This window comes from Mesobacillus sp. (assembly GCF_049588175.1).
Taxonomy (GTDB): Bacteria; Bacillota; Bacilli; order Bacillales; family Cytobacillaceae; genus Mesobacillus.
Genome location: NZ_JBAVFI010000150.1, coordinates 1 through 15,339, shown reverse-complemented (window position 1 = coordinate 15,339; position 15,339 = coordinate 1). Strand labels below are relative to the sequence as shown.

The window sequence follows — 15,339 nt, the reverse complement described above, 5'->3', positions numbered from 1 at the left end:
GTCCAGCTGCGCCCGTAAGACACTGAAGAGCTTCCTCGAATGGACCCACGCACGATGGAAATGCGTTAGCATTTTCGGAGGAGTCTTCGCGCCTTCCACTCCAATCAACAGGTGCTAAAATTCAATATTCACCTTTAACAAAGCCAAAAAATAATTTACTGGCGCTTTGTATTGCCCTTCATTTCTTCGCCAAGGACGGCAAAGAAATCTTCATTCGATTTGGACTGCCTTAGTTTACGCAGGAATTTTTCCGCGAAATCTGGCGAATCTGACATTGACTTGCGGATTGCCCATAGCTTATCCAGGTGATCCTTTGGAATAAGCAGTTCTTCCTTACGAGTTCCAGATCTGCGGATATCGATGGCCGGGAAGATCCTTCTTTCTGCAAGTGCACGGTCAAGATGGAGCTCCATGTTACCAGTTCCCTTGAACTCCTCATAAATGACATCATCCATCCGTGAGCCAGTATCGACAAGCGCAGTTGCAAGGATCGTCAAGCTGCCGCCTTCTTCGATATTACGAGCAGCACCGAAGAAACGCTTTGGTCGGTGGAACGCTGCAGGGTCAATACCACCTGAGAGGGTACGTCCGCTTGGCGGGATGACAAGGTTATACGCACGCGCAAGGCGTGTAATGCTGTCCATCAGGATGATCACATCACGCTTGTGTTCAACGAGACGCATCGCCCTTTCAAGCACAAGCTCTGCAACCTTGATGTGGTTTTCAGGAACTTCATCGAAAGTCGAGCTGACAACGTCGCCTGCTACCGATCTCTCAATGTCGGTTACCTCTTCAGGACGCTCATCAATCAACAGAACAATCAGTTCTGCTTCAGGATGGTTCGTTGTGATGCTGTTGGCGATTTCTTTTATCAGCATCGTTTTACCAGCCTTTGGCGGAGCAACGATCAAACCGCGCTGTCCGAACCCGACAGGTGCGAGGACATCCATGATTCTTGTAGAGACCTTATTATGAGTCGTCTCCAGTTTCATCTGGCGGTCAGGATATAGAGGCGTGAGTCCAGGGAAGTGTACCCTTTCCTTTGCAGATTCCGGGTCGTCACCGTTAACTGCTTCTACCTGAAGCAAGCCGAAATAGCGTTCATTTTCCTTTGGCGGACGTACTTTTCCAGATACTTTATCGCCGTTTCTTAAATCAAAGCGACGGATCTGGGAAGCTGAAATATAAATGTCCTCGGAGCTTGGCGAATAATTGATCGGACGCAAGAAGCCGAAGCCTTCCGACTGGATGATTTCCAGAACACCTTCCATGAAAAAATAACCCTGCTGTTCGGCACGTGCTTTTAAGATCGCAAAAATAAGTTCTTTTTTCGATAATTTGCTGTAGTAAGAAACCTTATATTCCTTTGCAAGTTCATACAGCTCTTTTAATTTCATATTTTCTAAGCTTGAAATATTTACTTCCATAATGTCACCACGCCTTAAAATATTTCGTTTTCCCCCATAAAAAATAAAAAAAGAATTTAGATTTTAAAAGATATGGATGGAAAAAGAAGAAATGAGTTTCCCTTGAAGGATGTAAGAAGGAATTAATGAAGACTTTCTTTTTTAAATAAAGATGTGCTCTTGACGTTAGTTATTGTTTATTTCCCCGAACTTTGTCCGTATTTTTACGAAAAGAGCCTGGATGCAAGCAGTTTTTCGAAGTAAAAACAATTTTCATTTTACCCTTAATCACGAAAAATAATCAATATATTTTTAAACTAGCTCCATTAATCATAGAGTCGGATTAATGGAGCTAGTTTGAAAGGGTTTGCACTCATAGACAAAAAAATCCTCTTATTTCATCACAAAATGAGGCTTATGCTGCAGGCTGTGCTTGCCTTCAATGAAACGGACTGTGCCTGATTTTGCACGCATTACGACTGAATGTGTGGAGCCATAAGAGCCTTTGAACTGAACACCCTTCAGCAATTCGCCGTCGGTTACGCCTGTTGCAGCAAAGATCGCGTCATCTCCGCGCACAAAATCTTCCATGAGAAGAATTTTATTCACATCGATGCCCATCTTCTTGCATCGCTCTAGTTCAGCATCATTTTGCGGAAGCAATTTCCCCTGGATTTCTCCGCCCAGGCTTTTCAGTGCTACTGCAGCAATAACGCCTTCCGGTGCTCCACCTGAACCAAACAGAATGTCTACACCCGTAAAATCAAACGCTGTATTGATCGCGCCGGCAACATCACCATCGTTGATGAGCTTGATCCTTGCCCCTGCTTCTCGAAGCTGGGAAATGATATGCTCATGACGCGGACGATTCAACACGGTTGCCACGACATCTTCAATATCCTTATTTTTCGCTTTTGCGACTGCCTTCAGGTTATCAAGAACGGAAGCATTTATATCAACCATCCCTACTGCTTCGGGTCCAACCGCAAGTTTTTCCATATACATGTCAGGAGCATGCAGCAAGTTGCCGTTATCCGCTACTGCAAGTACTGCTAGTGCATTCCAGCCGCCTGATGCGACAATATTTGTTCCTTCCAACGGATCAACAGCTACATCCAAACGCGGACCATAGCCTGTCCCAAGTTTTTCACCGATATACAGCATCGGTGCTTCGTCCATTTCCCCTTCACCGATTACGACCGTGCCTTTCATCGGAATCGTGTCAAAAACATCTCTCATTGCTGAAGTTGCAGCATCATCAGCCTCGTCTTTTTTACCACGGCCCATCCAGCGGGCTGAAGCAAGTGCCGCTGCTTCGGTTACGCGGACAAGCTCCATTGTTAAGCTACGTTCCATCGGATCCTCCCCTAATCATGAAAGCGCTAATGCCCACCTGAAAATGTCTAGCTCCAACATTTGGGTCCTCAGATCAAAAGACATCTCCCTCGATTCATCAGGAGCCGTCTTAAGCCTGCCGGACTTGCTTAGGAAGACCTGACCGTCGATATCGCTACATAACGTGGCGAGATTGTCGACGGTCAAATATGCTATACTTTTTCGTTTTTCGATAGGTATTAGTACTACTTTTTATATCGTACAACTCCATTGTACTATACTTTTTAAGATTTTTTTATCTCTTCTTGCTCTTCAGACGTCATATCTTCACGCCAAATTGTGGCACCTAGGCCATTCAGCTTTTCTACGATATGGCTATAGCCACGGTCGATATGGTCTACCCCTGTGATTTCGGTAACACCTTCAGCCATCAAACCTGCGATGACTAGGGCTGCGCCGGCGCGAAGATCACTGGCTTTCACCTTTGCTCCCTGAAGCTTAACAGGTCCGCTGATGATGGCCGATCTGCCCTCTACTTTTATATTGGCGTTCATTCTTCTAAGCTCGTCGATATGCTTGAAGCGAGCGCCGTATATTGTATCGGTCACAACACTTGAACCTTCCGCTTTTGTCAGCAAAGCGGTGAAAGGCTGCTGAAGATCCGTTGGGAATCCAGGATAAACAAGAGTTTTAATATCAATCGATTTGTATTTATCAGCAGGTCCGACAAATATTTGCTCGTCACTTGCTTCGATTTTAACGCCCATTTCCTTCAGCTTCGCCACTAGAGATTCAATGTGCTGAGGAATAACATTGTCGATCAGCACACCTTCCCCGATAGCGGCACCAAGAATCAGGTAAGTGCCCGCCTCGATCCGATCAGGAATGATTGTGTGGCGGCAGCCATGAAGCTCGTCTACGCCATCGATACGGATGACATCTGTACCCGCACCTTTGATTTTTGCTCCCATATTCGTGAGCAATGTCGCTACATCAATGATTTCCGGCTCTTTTGCCGCATTTTCAATGACGGTACGGCCCTTTGCACGTACAGCAGCAAGCATGATATTGATTGTTGCCCCAACGCTGACAACATCTAAATAAATCCTTGCACCACGAAGCTCGTCCGCTCGCAGGTAAATGGCACCCTGCTCATTCGTGACACTTGCTCCAAGTGCTTCAAAACCTTTTATATGCTGGTCAATCGGCCTAGGTCCCAAATGACATCCGCCAGGAAGGCCAATGACAGCCTTTTTGAACCGACCAAGCATTGCTCCCATCAGGTAGTACGATGCTCGCAGCTTTTTCACTTTTCCATTCGGCAAAGGCATGGAAATCATGGAAGACGGGTCTACCGTCATTTCATTGTTTGCAAACTCAACTGAACCGCCGATTTCCTCCATCAAATCTTTTAGCATATGAACATCGGAAATATCCGGCAAACCTTCAATGGTAACCGGCGATTCTGCTAAAATCGTCGCGGGGATCAAGGCTACTGCACTATTCTTCGCACCGCTGATCCGAACAGTTCCTTTTAATGGATAACCGCCTGCAATCTTAAGCTTTTCCATTTTTGACTCCCTTCTAAGCCGTGATATGTCAAGGTCAAGCTGGAGAAGCAAACAATGTGTCAGCTAAGACCGATTTAGGCTCGTCTATAATTAAAATTTACTCCGGAAGTACAAGGTACATTTTTCCAACAAATATAGTCAGATTCCGGCAGTTTTCTATTCCTCTAGTTTACACGATATTCCCAAAATCATGTAATAAAATGCAAAAAACATCAAATTGGGTAAAAGTTCCTAAAACAATAATAGAGAGTCCAAAACTTTAACACTTTAAACCATTGGGGGTCTGACCCCCAATGCGGTAGTGCGGTAAAGTGGTGGCTTATCCGCGGGAATTCCAGTCTTTTAGGAAGGCTTCGATTCCTTTGTCTGTTAGCGGGTGATTGAACATTTGCTGGATGACCTTGTAAGGAACGGTTGAGATGTGCGCTCCTCGCAATGCTGCATCCGTGACGTGCTGTGGATGGCGGATGGAAGCGGCAATGATTTCCGTTTCGATTCCGTGGATTGTGAAAATATCGGCGATCGTTGAAATTAAGTCAAGACCATTGTGGCCGATGTCATCCAGTCTTCCGAGGAATGGGGAAACGTATGTAGCTCCTGCTCTTGCTGCAAGCAATGCCTGGTTCGCACTGAAAACGAGTGTTACATTTGTTTTGATTCCTTCTTTTGAAAAAACAGAGACTGCCTTGAGGCCTTCTGGCGTCATTGGTACCTTGACTGTAATGTTTGGAGCGATTGCCGCAAGCTCCTTGCCCTCTTTGATCATTCCTTCTGCATCAAGCGCGATTACTTCTGCACTTACAGAACCAGGTACAAGCTCAGTGATTTCCTTCAAGCGGTCTTCAAAAGTAACATTCTTTTCTTTTGCTACAAGGGAAGGATTCGTTGTGACACCTGATAGAATTCCCAGTGCATAGGCCTCGCGAATTTCTTCCATATTGGCAGTATCGATAAAAAACTTCATTTGTAAACGCCTCCAGTCGACAAAATTTTCAATCACATTAAAATGGAATAAAACCGCCTTATAGTAAGGCGGTTTTAATTATAACAGAATTTATTGCTTTTACGCTTTGTTAGAAGAACCGAATTCGCGCATTTTACCGATTACAGTTTCTTTGATTGCATCGCGAGCAGGTCCAAGATATTTACGTGGATCGTACTCTTCCGGCTTAGCAGCAAGAGTTTCACGAACTGCTTTAGCAGAAGCGATTTGGTTTTCAGTGTTAACGTTGATTTTAGCTGTTCCAAAAGAGATGGACTTCTGGATATCTTTTGTAGGGATTCCAGTTCCGCCGTGTAATACTAATGGTACACCAGCAGTTTTGTTGATTTCTTCCATTTCTTTGAAACCAAGGTTTGGTTCACCTTTGTAAGGTCCGTGAACAGAACCAAGTGCTGGAGCAAGGCAATCAATGCCTGTACGCTTAACAAGCTCTTCACACTCTTTAGGGTCAGCATAGATTACGCCAGCCGCAACTACGTCATCTTCCTGTCCGCCAACTACTCCAAGTTCAGCCTCAACAGAAACTCCTTTTGAATGAGCGTATTCTACAACCTTTGAAGTAGTTTCAACGTTCTCTTCGAAAGGACCGTGAGAAGCGTCGATCATGACAGAAGTGAATCCTGCGTCGATTGCTTCCTTACATTTTTCAAAACTTGAACCATGGTCTAGGTGAATTGCAACAGGAACTGTGACTTTGTAGTCCTCCATCAAACCTTCTACCATTTTCACAACCGTTTTGAAGCCACCCATGTAACGTGCTGCACCTTCAGAAACACCAAGGATAACTGGTGATTTCTCAGCTTCTGCAGCTTGAAGAATCGCTTGAGTGAACTCAAGGTTATTTAAGTTAAATTGCCCAACAGCGTAGCTTTCCGCATTCGCTTTTTTCAGCATTTCAGTCATTGAAACTAAAGGCATTGTTTTTCCTCCTTCGATATGATCATTCTTCATTTTGGCTATGCTACCATTTTAAAGGTTTTCCTTCTCTGCATTTGTTTATGTACCCGAGAAAGGTTTCGCCAAAACGAATCTGATCCTGTGGAATTCATATGTATCATACCAAAAGAAATTCAGAAATGCCATTGTTCAACCCTTGTTTTTGCAAGTGTCATAAAAATGCTATAAAGCAAACGCTGCCAATAGTTAGATTAATCAGTTAATTCTCTTCCTAACTCAAAAATTCCATTTTTATGAAATTGACAGATATAAAATAGCCCCTCTTAAAAATTGAAGAGGGACATGACTATGTATAAAAAATCGGATTTTTTTCTTGCGAAATAGTATATAAGCTGGTCAAAAAATGCTAAAGAAACAGGTTGACCTTTTATGAAACTGTTTGCGAGTATTTTTTCACAGCTGCGCGGATATCATCGATATCAAACGGCTTTGCAAAATGAGTGAGTGCTCCGAGATCCATTGCTTCCTGGATCATATCCAGCTCCCCGTAAGCGGTCATTATGATGACACGGATGTCCGGCTCGATGACCTTCATTCTTTTAAGTATTTCAATTCCGTCCATGCCAGGAATCTTCATATCCAATAGCACAAGATCTGGTGGATGCTTTTTAACGATATCCAGGGCCTGGACGCCATTTGCAGCCTGATACGTTTGATAACCTTCTTTTTGCAGCACTTCATTAAGTAGAATTCTGATGCCAAACTGGTCGTCAACAATAAGTATTTTTTCTTTCATGCCGCTTCTTCCCCCTAATAAGTCTTTTAGACAGATTTCAACTCTTTTTGCGAATTTTGCTGCATGCATAATGCTGGCGAAAATAGTCTTCATTTTAGATGTTTGTCCAGGAAACGCCTTCGGTTTATCCCCATTTACATATTTCGTTAAAATTATTGAAATTCCTGCCATATTTTTAAAGTTATTTTTCGACAGGACCTTTTACCTTCTCATTGTAGTCCTATATAATCAATATTGGCAAAGACGGAGGTGTTTTAATGTTAAAAATGTTTTCGACACAGTTAACTGGATTATTTAAAAGACTGCAGGAAAAAGAAGAATATTCAATTGAAGATGGCGCACGCCTGCTGGCACAGGCTGCTGCTGGACAGGGTAAAATCTATCTTTGCGGACAACGCGAGATGCAGGCTATCGGGCTTGAAGCGGTTTACGGAGAGGAACCGTTGCAATCCGCTGCTATTTTAACTGAGGATACTGATTTGGAAGCAGCGGACCGCGTGCTAATGGTAAGCCGTTATTCTGATGATTCAGAGGCAGTTCGAGTGGCCCGCAATTTACAGGAAAAAGGAATCCCGTTTGTGGCAATTTCCACCGTCCGCGGAGAAATGGATGTGGAGGGCCTTGATAACTTGGCAGACGTCCATATTGATTTGCGCATGACAAAAGGTTTGCTGCCGGATGAACTGGGAAACAGAGTTGGCTTCCCAACATCCATGGCCGCCCTGTTTATCTATTTTGGACTGAAGTTTACGATTGAGGAGATTTTGGAGGAGTATTAGTTACTTTTTTTCTTGGTGATCAAGTCAACTGGTGAAAAAAAGACTTCAACTGGTGAAAAACGAAGTTCAACTGGTGAATAACGAAGTCCAACTGGTGAATAACCGATTCGACAAGTAAACTAGCCTCTGCAACAGTTGATCGGTGTCCCAAGAAAGCTATATTAAGGGATAGAATCTGTGCAATTTTTGATATTATTGCGGTTTCCGGTGTTACTTTGTTCCAACTGGTATTAAATCCACTCCAACTGGAATTATATTCACCGCAACTGGTATTAATTTAAATCCAACTGGTATTATCATCGCCGCAACTGGTATTAATTTAAATCCAACTGGTATTAAAAAACGCTTTTACCCTTTTCCGGCTAAAAATCGATATGGTCTCACTAATATTCGAAACATAATCCATCGTATATTCCATAACAACAAATAAAGCCGGTGCATTTCCCTCACATGGAGGAAATGTACCGGCTTTTTGACGATTATCGACGAGATTTGATTGATGCTTCAATGAAGTCTCTGAATAATGGCTGCGGGCGTGTTGGTCTTGATGTGAATTCCGGGTGGAATTGGGATGCCAGGAACCATGGGTGATCTTTTAACTCGATGATTTCTACCAGGCGTCCATCTGGGCTTGTACCAGAGAATAGGAAGCCTGCTTTTTCCATTGCTTGACGATATTCATTGTTGAACTCGTAGCGATGGCGGTGGCGCTCATAGATGACTTCATCTTGGTAAGCTTCGTATGCTTTTGTATCTTCAGAAAGCTTACATGGATACAGGCCTAGGCGCAATGTTCCGCCAAGATCTTCGACATCTTTCTGTTCTGGAAGAAGGTCGATGATTGGGTACGGTGTGCTTGGCATGATTTCTGCAGAGTGAGCATCTTTAAGCCCAAGTACATTGCGGGCAAATTCAACAGATGCTAGCTGCATGCCAAGGCAGATTCCGAAGAATGGAACTTTGTTCTCACGCGCGTATTGCGTTGCAAGGATCTTTCCTTCGATTCCGCGATCGCCGAAGCCGCCAGGAACAAGGATTCCATCTGCATCGTTCAATAATTCAACGACATTTTCAGCTGTTACTTCTTCAGAGTTGACCCATTTGATTTCGATATCGCTGTCAAATGCATAGCCAGCATGTTTTAATGATTCAACAACAGAAATGTATGCATCTTGAAGTTCTACATACTTACCTACAAGGGCGATTCTTGTTTTACCAGAAAGGTTTGTCACTTTCTCAACAAGCGCGTTCCACTCTGTCATATCTGCTTGACCGCAATCAAGCTTGAAGTGGTCGCAAACAAGCTGATCCATCTTCTGTTCCTGCAATGCGAGCGGAATAGAGTAAAGAGTATCTGCATCAGCAGCTTCAATAACAGCGTCCTTATCGATGTCACAGAAAAGGGCAATTTTATCTTTCATATCCTGTGAAATCGGCATTTCTGTACGAAGAACGATGATGTTTGGCTGAATTCCAAGACTGCGCAATTCTTTTACGCTGTGCTGAGTCGGTTTTGTTTTCATTTCGCCAGCAGCTTTGATGTAAGGAACCAATGTACAATGGACGTACATAACATTATCGCGGCCTACGTCATTCTTAATTTGGCGGATCGCTTCAAGGAACGGCAATGACTCGATGTCCCCTACTGTTCCGCCGATTTCTGTAATAACCACATCTGCACCTGTTTCTTTTCCAGCGCGGAAGACACGGTCTTTGATTTCATTTGTGATGTGTGGAATAACCTGTACAGTTCCGCCAAGATAATCGCCGCGGCGTTCCTTTTTAAGAACTGTTGAGTAGATTTTTCCAGTTGTTACGTTAGAGTACTTATTTAGGTTGATATCGATGAAACGCTCATAGTGGCCAAGGTCCAAATCCGTTTCAGCACCATCGTCTGTAACGAAAACTTCACCATGCTGATAAGGGCTCATTGTCCCAGGATCCACGTTAATGTATGGATCGAATTTCTGGATCGTCACGTTCATGCCCCTGTTTTTCAGCAATCTGCCAAGGGATGCTGCTGTGATCCCTTTTCCAAGTGACGAAACTACGCCACCGGTAACAAAAATATACTTTGCCATAATGTAATCCCCCTCATCAAACAGTTTGTACAATATGCACCTGTTTAATTGATTTATTAATAATTTTTTTGCTCTTTGTTGTGGCTCAAGTAATGCTATTTTCCGTCCATGAGCCTATTCTCCGGGGAAAATAAAAAAAACGCCCCGCATACAAAGTATGGGGAGCGTTTTGTCGCTGTTTTAAATAATCGTCCTTTTTTAAGGAGCCCAAAAAGTATTCTACAGCCGGTCTTACTAAAAGTCAAGCCGTGATTTACAGATCTTCGTCTTCCTCTAAATCTTCATCTTCGAGAGGAATTTCGTCTTCCTCTTCGTCTTCTAGCAATTCATCGTCATCCTCGAAGTCTTCAGTATCTTCGACTTCATCGTCAATTTCGTCATCATCGTCATCATCCAGAAGATCATCGTCTTCATCATCTTCATCGAATTCGTCGATATCGTCGTAGTCAAGTTCATCCTCATCGATTTCGTCGAAGTCGTCGATATCATCCTCATCAACCGCTTTCTTCGATTTCTTCTTCTTAGGCTTGACTGTAGTGACATTGTCCTCTTCCATTTGGTCAACAGGGTACCAAACACGCAGTCCCCAACGGGATTCTCCCTGTGACATGAATCGGCCATCTATGTTTAAATCTGTATAGAACTGAACCATTTTTTCAGCAACATCTGCTTTGCTCAGTCCAAGTACCTTTGTAATTTCATCCATTAATTCTTTAAATGTAACTGCTTGCTTCTTCTCTTTTAATAATTCGAATGCAGCTTCAATCAAAGACATTTCTTGAAGCTCTTCTTTTGAGTATTGTTTTAGACTCAACCTTCGCACTTCCTTTCTCTATTCCAGGCCTTACCCGGCCCTGCGTCCGAAAACAAGGAAATTATCCCAGAATGCATATTCTACATTATAAACAAATTCTAAACCTTTATGCTAGTTTTATCTGTCGTCTCTATCGCTTTTTTCACTTTCTATCCCGGCCTCTTGATGACGGGTACGCTGGTTCTTCTTTTTTTTCGATAACTGGGTATAAGCCAGATAAAAGAAAAAGATTGAGAGAAGAAAAAAAGGTACGGCACCGAGCTGACGCTGATATAGATAGTAAGAGGCTGCAGCTGCTGTAGCCGCTCCTGCTGTAAGCAACACCAATCTCAATTCATTCACATCCTGCAGTAGGTCGTATGTACCAACTCTCGTTGAGTTACTTTGTTTCTATCGCTCTGTTTTCGTCTTCGAAATGAGCCTATAGTTAGATTATATAAGATATGTTGGAAAAATGTATGTAAAAGTTTTATTAAATTGGTTTACTGCAGCCGATGTAATCGTGATTAAATGCAGGAATGGCTTATAGTAAGCCTACAAGCCATTCAGCACATGTGTCATATTTTTCTAGTTGTTCTACCTTTATTCACAAACTGCCCTTTTTTTAAACATGGGATGTTGCCAATTTTTCATAAATTTTCTTACATTACATATTCCTGCGGAACTGGCCGCCCACTTCATATAGCGCCCTGGTTATTTGGCCAAGACTAGCGTGTTTCACTGTCTCCATCAGCTCAGCAAAAATATTGCCGCCGCTGATCGCCGCTTCCTTCAGGCGTATAAGTGCTTCTTCTGAATGATCCTTGTTCATATCCTTGAATGCTTCAAGATTGCGGATCTGTGTTTCTTTTTCTTCAGTCGTCGCTCTTGCAAGCTCCATATTGTCGACATCTTCTTCAGATGGAGGGTTCGGATTCAGGTAAGTGTTCACACCAATAATCGGCAGTTCTCCCGAATGCTTCTTCATTTCATAATGCATGGACTCATCCTGGATTTTCCCGCGCTGGTACTGTGTTTCCATTGCGCCAAGCACGCCGCCGCGATCATTGATTCGTTCGAACTCCTGAAGCACTGCTTCCTCTACCAAATCAGTCAACTCTTCGATGATGAATGCACCTTGCAGGGGATTTTCGTTTTTCGTCAATCCATGCTCCTTCGTGATAATCATCTGAATCGCCATTGCCCTGCGGACCGATTCTTCTGTAGGCGTTGTGATGGCCTCATCATAAGCATTCGTATGAAGTGAGTTGCAATTATCGTGCAACGCCATTAATGCCTGAAGTGTTGTACGGATATCGTTGAAGTCGATTTCCTGTGCATGCAGCGAACGGCCGGAAGTCTGGATATGATACTTCAGCTTTTGGCTGCGTTCATTTGCACCGTATTTATTTTTCATTACGGTTGCCCAAATACGGCGGGCTACACGGCCAATCACGGAATATTCAGGGTATAGGCCATTCGAGAAGAAAAAGCTCAAGTTAGGCGCAAAGTCATCGATTTTCATGCCTCTGCTCAAATAGTATTCAACATACGTGAAGCCGTTTGAAAGCGTGAATGCCAGCTGGGAAATCGGGTTAGCCCCAGCTTCCGCAATATGGTAGCCAGAAATCGAAACAGAATAGTAGTTACGTACCTTCTCATCGATAAAATACTGCTGGATATCGCCCATCATTCTTAGCGCGAATTCAGTAGAGAAGATACACGTGTTCTGTCCTTGGTCTTCTTTTAAAATATCAGCCTGCACTGTGCCGCGGACCGTTTGCAGCGTCATTTCCTTAATTCCCGCGAATTCCTCTTCGGTCAGCGTGCGGCCCAGCTCGGCTTCCTTCTTTTCAATCTGCTGTTCAATCGCTGTGTTCATGAACATCGCTAAAATGATCGGAGCCGGTCCGTTGATTGTCATCGATACCGATGTCGATGGATGGCAAAGGTCGAAGCCTGCATACAGCTTCTTCATGTCGTCAAGCGTACATACGCTGACGCCGCTCTCGCCAACCTTGCCGTAAATATCCGGGCGGTAATCAGGATCTTCCCCGTACAAGGTTACAGAGTCAAAGGCTGTGCTCAAGCGCTTTGCACTATCATCCTTAGAAAGGTAATGGAAACGGCGGTTTGTTCTTTCTGGCGTTCCTTCTCCAGCGAACTGGCGCTTCGGATCCTCCCCTTCACGTTTGAATGGGAATACTCCTGCTGTATAAGGGAAGCTGCCCGGTACATTCTCAAGATATACCCAATGTAAAATCTCGCCATAATCCTTGTATTTCGGCAAAGCTACCTTTGGAATCATTAGGCCTGACAGGCTCTTCGTCTTCAATTCAGTGACGATTTCCTTGTCACGGATCTTGGTTACGAACTTGTCAGCACTATACTTTTCCTTCAGTGCTTCCCAGTTTTCGATGATATTTTTTGATTCAGGTGTCAGCTTTTTCACAAGCTCTTCCTTCAATACTTCAAGGGATTCAAGGACTTCGCTGAAAGTCTCGCTTTCCTTTACCGCTTCAATTGTTCCTTCGATCTGGAACACTCTGCGTGCAAGCTCAGCCTGTTCTGCTGCATGCTTATGGTAGCCGCGGACCGTCTCAGAAATCTCTCTCAAGTAATAACGGCGGTCGTTTGGAATGATGATGTTTTGCTTTTCAACCTTTGCATTTTTTGAAAAAGTTGTCGTCCAGTTCGTGCCCGCTTTTTCATTGATTTTATTGATCAAGTTAGCAAACAAAGCATTTGTGCCTGGATCGTTAAACTGGCTGGCAATCGTGCCGTATACAGGCATTTCATCCAGGTCTTTTTCCCATAACAGATGGCTGCGCTGGTATTGCTTCTGCACCTGGCGCTTTGCATCTTCAGAACCCTTGCGCTCAAATTTGTTGATGACAATTAAGTCAGCGTAATCGATCATATCGATTTTCTCAAGCTGTGAAGGTGCGCCGAATTCACTCGTCATGATGTACATTGAAACATCGCACACTTCTGTAATTCCAGCGTCTCCCTGCCCGATGCCGCTTGTTTCAACGATCACGAGGTCAAAGCCTGCTGCTTTTACAACATCGATTGCATCTTTAATCGCAAGCGATAGCTCAGATTTTGATTTCCTTGTAGCAAGGCTTCGCATATAAACACGTGGAGAGAAAATCGCGTTCATGCGGATACGGTCGCCAAGCAGCGCGCCGCCTGTTTTTTGCTTTGTAGGATCCACGGATAAAATCGCTACGCGTTTTTCAGGGATTTCATTGATGAAGCGCCTGATCAGTTCATCCGTCAGCGAGCTTTTACCCGCGCCGCCTGTACCGGTAATTCCAACGACAGGAACGGCTTTTGTCATCGTCTTCACTTTTTCCATCAAGCTTTCTACTGCCGCTGCAGTTTCTTTTTCCGAACCAACCTGCTGCTCAGCAAGAGTAATCAGCTTCGCAACTGCATTTGGATCACCTGACTCAAGCTTTTCAATTTCCTGGACACCTTCTGCTGACACAGTCGGGAAATCGCATTCCTTGATCATTTGCTCGATCATGCCATTAAGGCCATATTTACGACCGTCTTCTGGTGAAAAAATGCGCGCGATCCCGTATTCATGAAGCTCTTTTATTTCCCGAGGAATGATGACCCCTCCGCCACCGCCATAAATTTTGATGTGGCCAGCGCCTTTTTCCTTTAAAAGATCATACATATATTTAAAATATTCCACGTGCCCGCCCTGATAGGAAGAAATCGCAATCCCCTGTGCATCCTCTTGGATAGCGGCATTCACAACCTCTTCAACGGAGCGGTTATGCCCTAGGTGAATAACCTCTGCACCCAGCGATTGCAGGATCCTTCTCATGATATTGATCGAGGCATCGTGGCCGTCAAACAAACTTGAAGCTGTCACAAAGCGAATATGGTTCTTTGGCTTATACGTTTCTGACATACTCATTCTGTTCCTCCTGTTCTTAATTTCATTTCCGACCTCTTTATCCCCCTGAAAAGCAGTTCGGTCTGCAGTTCTGTATATTCTTCAAGTGTATACAGCTTCTGTAGCGCCCAGCGGCGGAATCCCCACATCTGCCCCTGGACGAAAATATTGTGGGCAATGATTTTGACGTGCTTTTCATCTAAATCCAGCTCGCCATTTTCGACGCAGCGCTGGATAACGTCTTCGAACATCGCAACCATTTCAATTTCTTTTTTTAGCACATAAGGAAGGGCATCCTTTGTCAGCGATTTTACTTCCTGGTACATGACAAGTACTTCATCCTGCAGGTCATCCATTACTTTAAAGTAGTTGGCAATCCCGACCTTCAGACTTTCAAGCGTCCCCTGGTTCGTATCAAGGTTTTCCTGAAGACGGTCACGAACCTCGTCGTATATACTGTCGCAGACTAGATAAAGGACATCTTCCTTTGTGCGGATATATTCATAAAGGGTACCGATGCTAAAGCCTGAAGCTCGGGCAATCTCTCTCGTCGTAGTGCGGTGAAAGCCCTTCTGCTTGAAAAGGGTAACGGCCCCTTTGATCATCTGGTCGCGCCTCTTTTTCACAAGGCGCTCATCTTTTACCGATGCCTGCACTTCTCGCTTCTTCATCACTTCTCTACCCTCCTTGTTTTCCATTTTTCCAAGGGTCTTATTTTGTCAGCATTCGTGAAATAACCAAGCGTTGGATTTCCTGTGTTCCTTC

Annotated in this window: 12 protein-coding genes; 1 reads left to right on the top strand and 11 read right to left on the bottom strand. The window is 44.0% G+C overall.

What is annotated here, in order from left to right; all coding sequences use genetic code 11:
- Nucleotides 1-155: 155 nt before the first annotated feature.
- The 6 genes from rho to WB217_RS03655 form a co-directional block, all read right to left on the bottom strand.
- Nucleotides 156-1,427, bottom strand: a complete 1,272-nt coding sequence (gene rho / locus WB217_RS03680) for a transcription termination factor Rho (protein WP_423990737.1) — start codon at nt 1,425-1,427, stop codon at nt 156-158.
- A gap of 372 nt (nt 1,428-1,799) precedes the next feature.
- A complete protein-coding gene (gene glpX / locus WB217_RS03675; protein ID WP_423990735.1) occupies nt 1,800-2,762 on the bottom strand; it encodes a class II fructose-bisphosphatase in 963 nt (320 codons plus the stop codon).
- A 263-nt stretch (nt 2,763-3,025) separates the two neighbouring features.
- Nucleotides 3,026-4,312 (bottom strand): UDP-N-acetylglucosamine 1-carboxyvinyltransferase, encoded by a 1,287-nt coding sequence (locus WB217_RS03670; protein ID WP_423990733.1) that lies wholly within the window; start codon nt 4,310-4,312, stop codon nt 3,026-3,028.
- 319 nt (nt 4,313-4,631) lie between these two features.
- The gene (gene fsa, locus WB217_RS03665) at nt 4,632-5,276 is read right to left on the bottom strand and encodes a fructose-6-phosphate aldolase (protein ID WP_335428344.1); all 645 of its coding nucleotides are present in this window, start codon (nt 5,274-5,276) and stop codon (nt 4,632-4,634) included.
- 99 nt (nt 5,277-5,375) lie between these two features.
- Nucleotides 5,376-6,233: a class II fructose-bisphosphate aldolase gene (locus WB217_RS03660; RefSeq protein WP_423990731.1), complete on the bottom strand. Its 858-nt coding sequence runs from the start codon at nt 6,231-6,233 to the stop codon at nt 5,376-5,378.
- Between the two features lie 406 nt (nt 6,234-6,639).
- Nucleotides 6,640-7,008, bottom strand: a complete 369-nt coding sequence (locus WB217_RS03655) for a response regulator (RefSeq protein ID WP_207501374.1) — start codon at nt 7,006-7,008, stop codon at nt 6,640-6,642.
- A gap of 257 nt (nt 7,009-7,265) precedes the next feature.
- Here WB217_RS03655 and WB217_RS03650 point away from each other — a divergent pair, with 257 nt between their 5' ends.
- Nucleotides 7,266-7,787, top strand: a complete 522-nt coding sequence (locus WB217_RS03650; protein ID WP_423990728.1) for a DUF2529 domain-containing protein — start codon at nt 7,266-7,268, stop codon at nt 7,785-7,787.
- A 479-nt stretch (nt 7,788-8,266) separates the two neighbouring features.
- Here the strand turns inward: WB217_RS03650 and WB217_RS03645 are convergent, their stop codons facing one another.
- The 5 genes from WB217_RS03645 to WB217_RS03625 all read right to left on the bottom strand — a co-directional run bounded on the left by WB217_RS03645 (nt 8,267) and on the right by WB217_RS03625 (nt 15,245).
- Nucleotides 8,267-9,868, bottom strand: coding sequence for a CTP synthase (locus tag WB217_RS03645; protein WP_423990726.1), 1,602 nt, complete (start codon nt 9,866-9,868; stop codon nt 8,267-8,269).
- Between the two features lie 253 nt (nt 9,869-10,121).
- Nucleotides 10,122-10,682, bottom strand: coding sequence for a DNA-directed RNA polymerase subunit delta (gene rpoE, locus WB217_RS03640; RefSeq protein WP_423990724.1), 561 nt, complete (start codon nt 10,680-10,682; stop codon nt 10,122-10,124).
- A 117-nt stretch (nt 10,683-10,799) separates the two neighbouring features.
- On the bottom strand, nt 10,800-11,006 hold the full coding sequence (locus WB217_RS03635) for a hypothetical protein (protein WP_423990743.1): 207 nt from the start codon (nt 11,004-11,006) through the stop codon (nt 10,800-10,802).
- 322 nt (nt 11,007-11,328) lie between these two features.
- The gene (icmF, locus tag WB217_RS03630; protein WP_423990741.1) at nt 11,329-14,589 is read right to left on the bottom strand and encodes a fused isobutyryl-CoA mutase/GTPase IcmF; all 3,261 of its coding nucleotides are present in this window, start codon (nt 14,587-14,589) and stop codon (nt 11,329-11,331) included.
- A gap of 2 nt (nt 14,590-14,591) precedes the next feature.
- Nucleotides 14,592-15,245, bottom strand: coding sequence for a TetR/AcrR family transcriptional regulator (locus WB217_RS03625; RefSeq protein ID WP_423990739.1), 654 nt, complete (start codon nt 15,243-15,245; stop codon nt 14,592-14,594).
- Nucleotides 15,246-15,339 lie beyond the last annotated feature (94 nt).

Bases quoted from the DNA above. Each gene is read 5' to 3' on its own strand.
- WB217_RS03625 (WP_423990739.1), bottom strand. From the start codon at position 15,245: ATGAAGAAGCGAGAAGTGCAGGCATCGGTAAAAGATGAGCGCCTTGTG.
- WB217_RS03655 (WP_207501374.1), bottom strand. From the start codon at position 7,008: ATGAAAGAAAAAATACTTATTGTTGACGACCAGTTTGGCATCAGAATT.
- glpX (WP_423990735.1), bottom strand. From the start codon at position 2,762: ATGGAACGTAGCTTAACAATGGAGCTTGTCCGCGTAACCGAAGCAGCG.
- fsa (WP_335428344.1), bottom strand. From the start codon at position 5,276: ATGAAGTTTTTTATCGATACTGCCAATATGGAAGAAATTCGCGAGGCC.
- rho (WP_423990737.1), bottom strand. From the start codon at position 1,427: ATGGAAGTAAATATTTCAAGCTTAGAAAATATGAAATTAAAAGAGCTG.
- icmF (WP_423990741.1), bottom strand. From the start codon at position 14,589: ATGTCAGAAACGTATAAGCCAAAGAACCATATTCGCTTTGTGACAGCT.
- WB217_RS03660 (WP_423990731.1), bottom strand. From the start codon at position 6,233: ATGCCTTTAGTTTCAATGACTGAAATGCTGAAAAAAGCGAATGCGGAA.
- WB217_RS03650 (WP_423990728.1), top strand. From the start codon at position 7,266: ATGTTAAAAATGTTTTCGACACAGTTAACTGGATTATTTAAAAGACTG.
- WB217_RS03670 (WP_423990733.1), bottom strand. From the start codon at position 4,312: ATGGAAAAGCTTAAGATTGCAGGCGGTTATCCATTAAAAGGAACTGTT.
- WB217_RS03645 (WP_423990726.1), bottom strand. From the start codon at position 9,868: ATGGCAAAGTATATTTTTGTTACCGGTGGCGTAGTTTCGTCACTTGGA.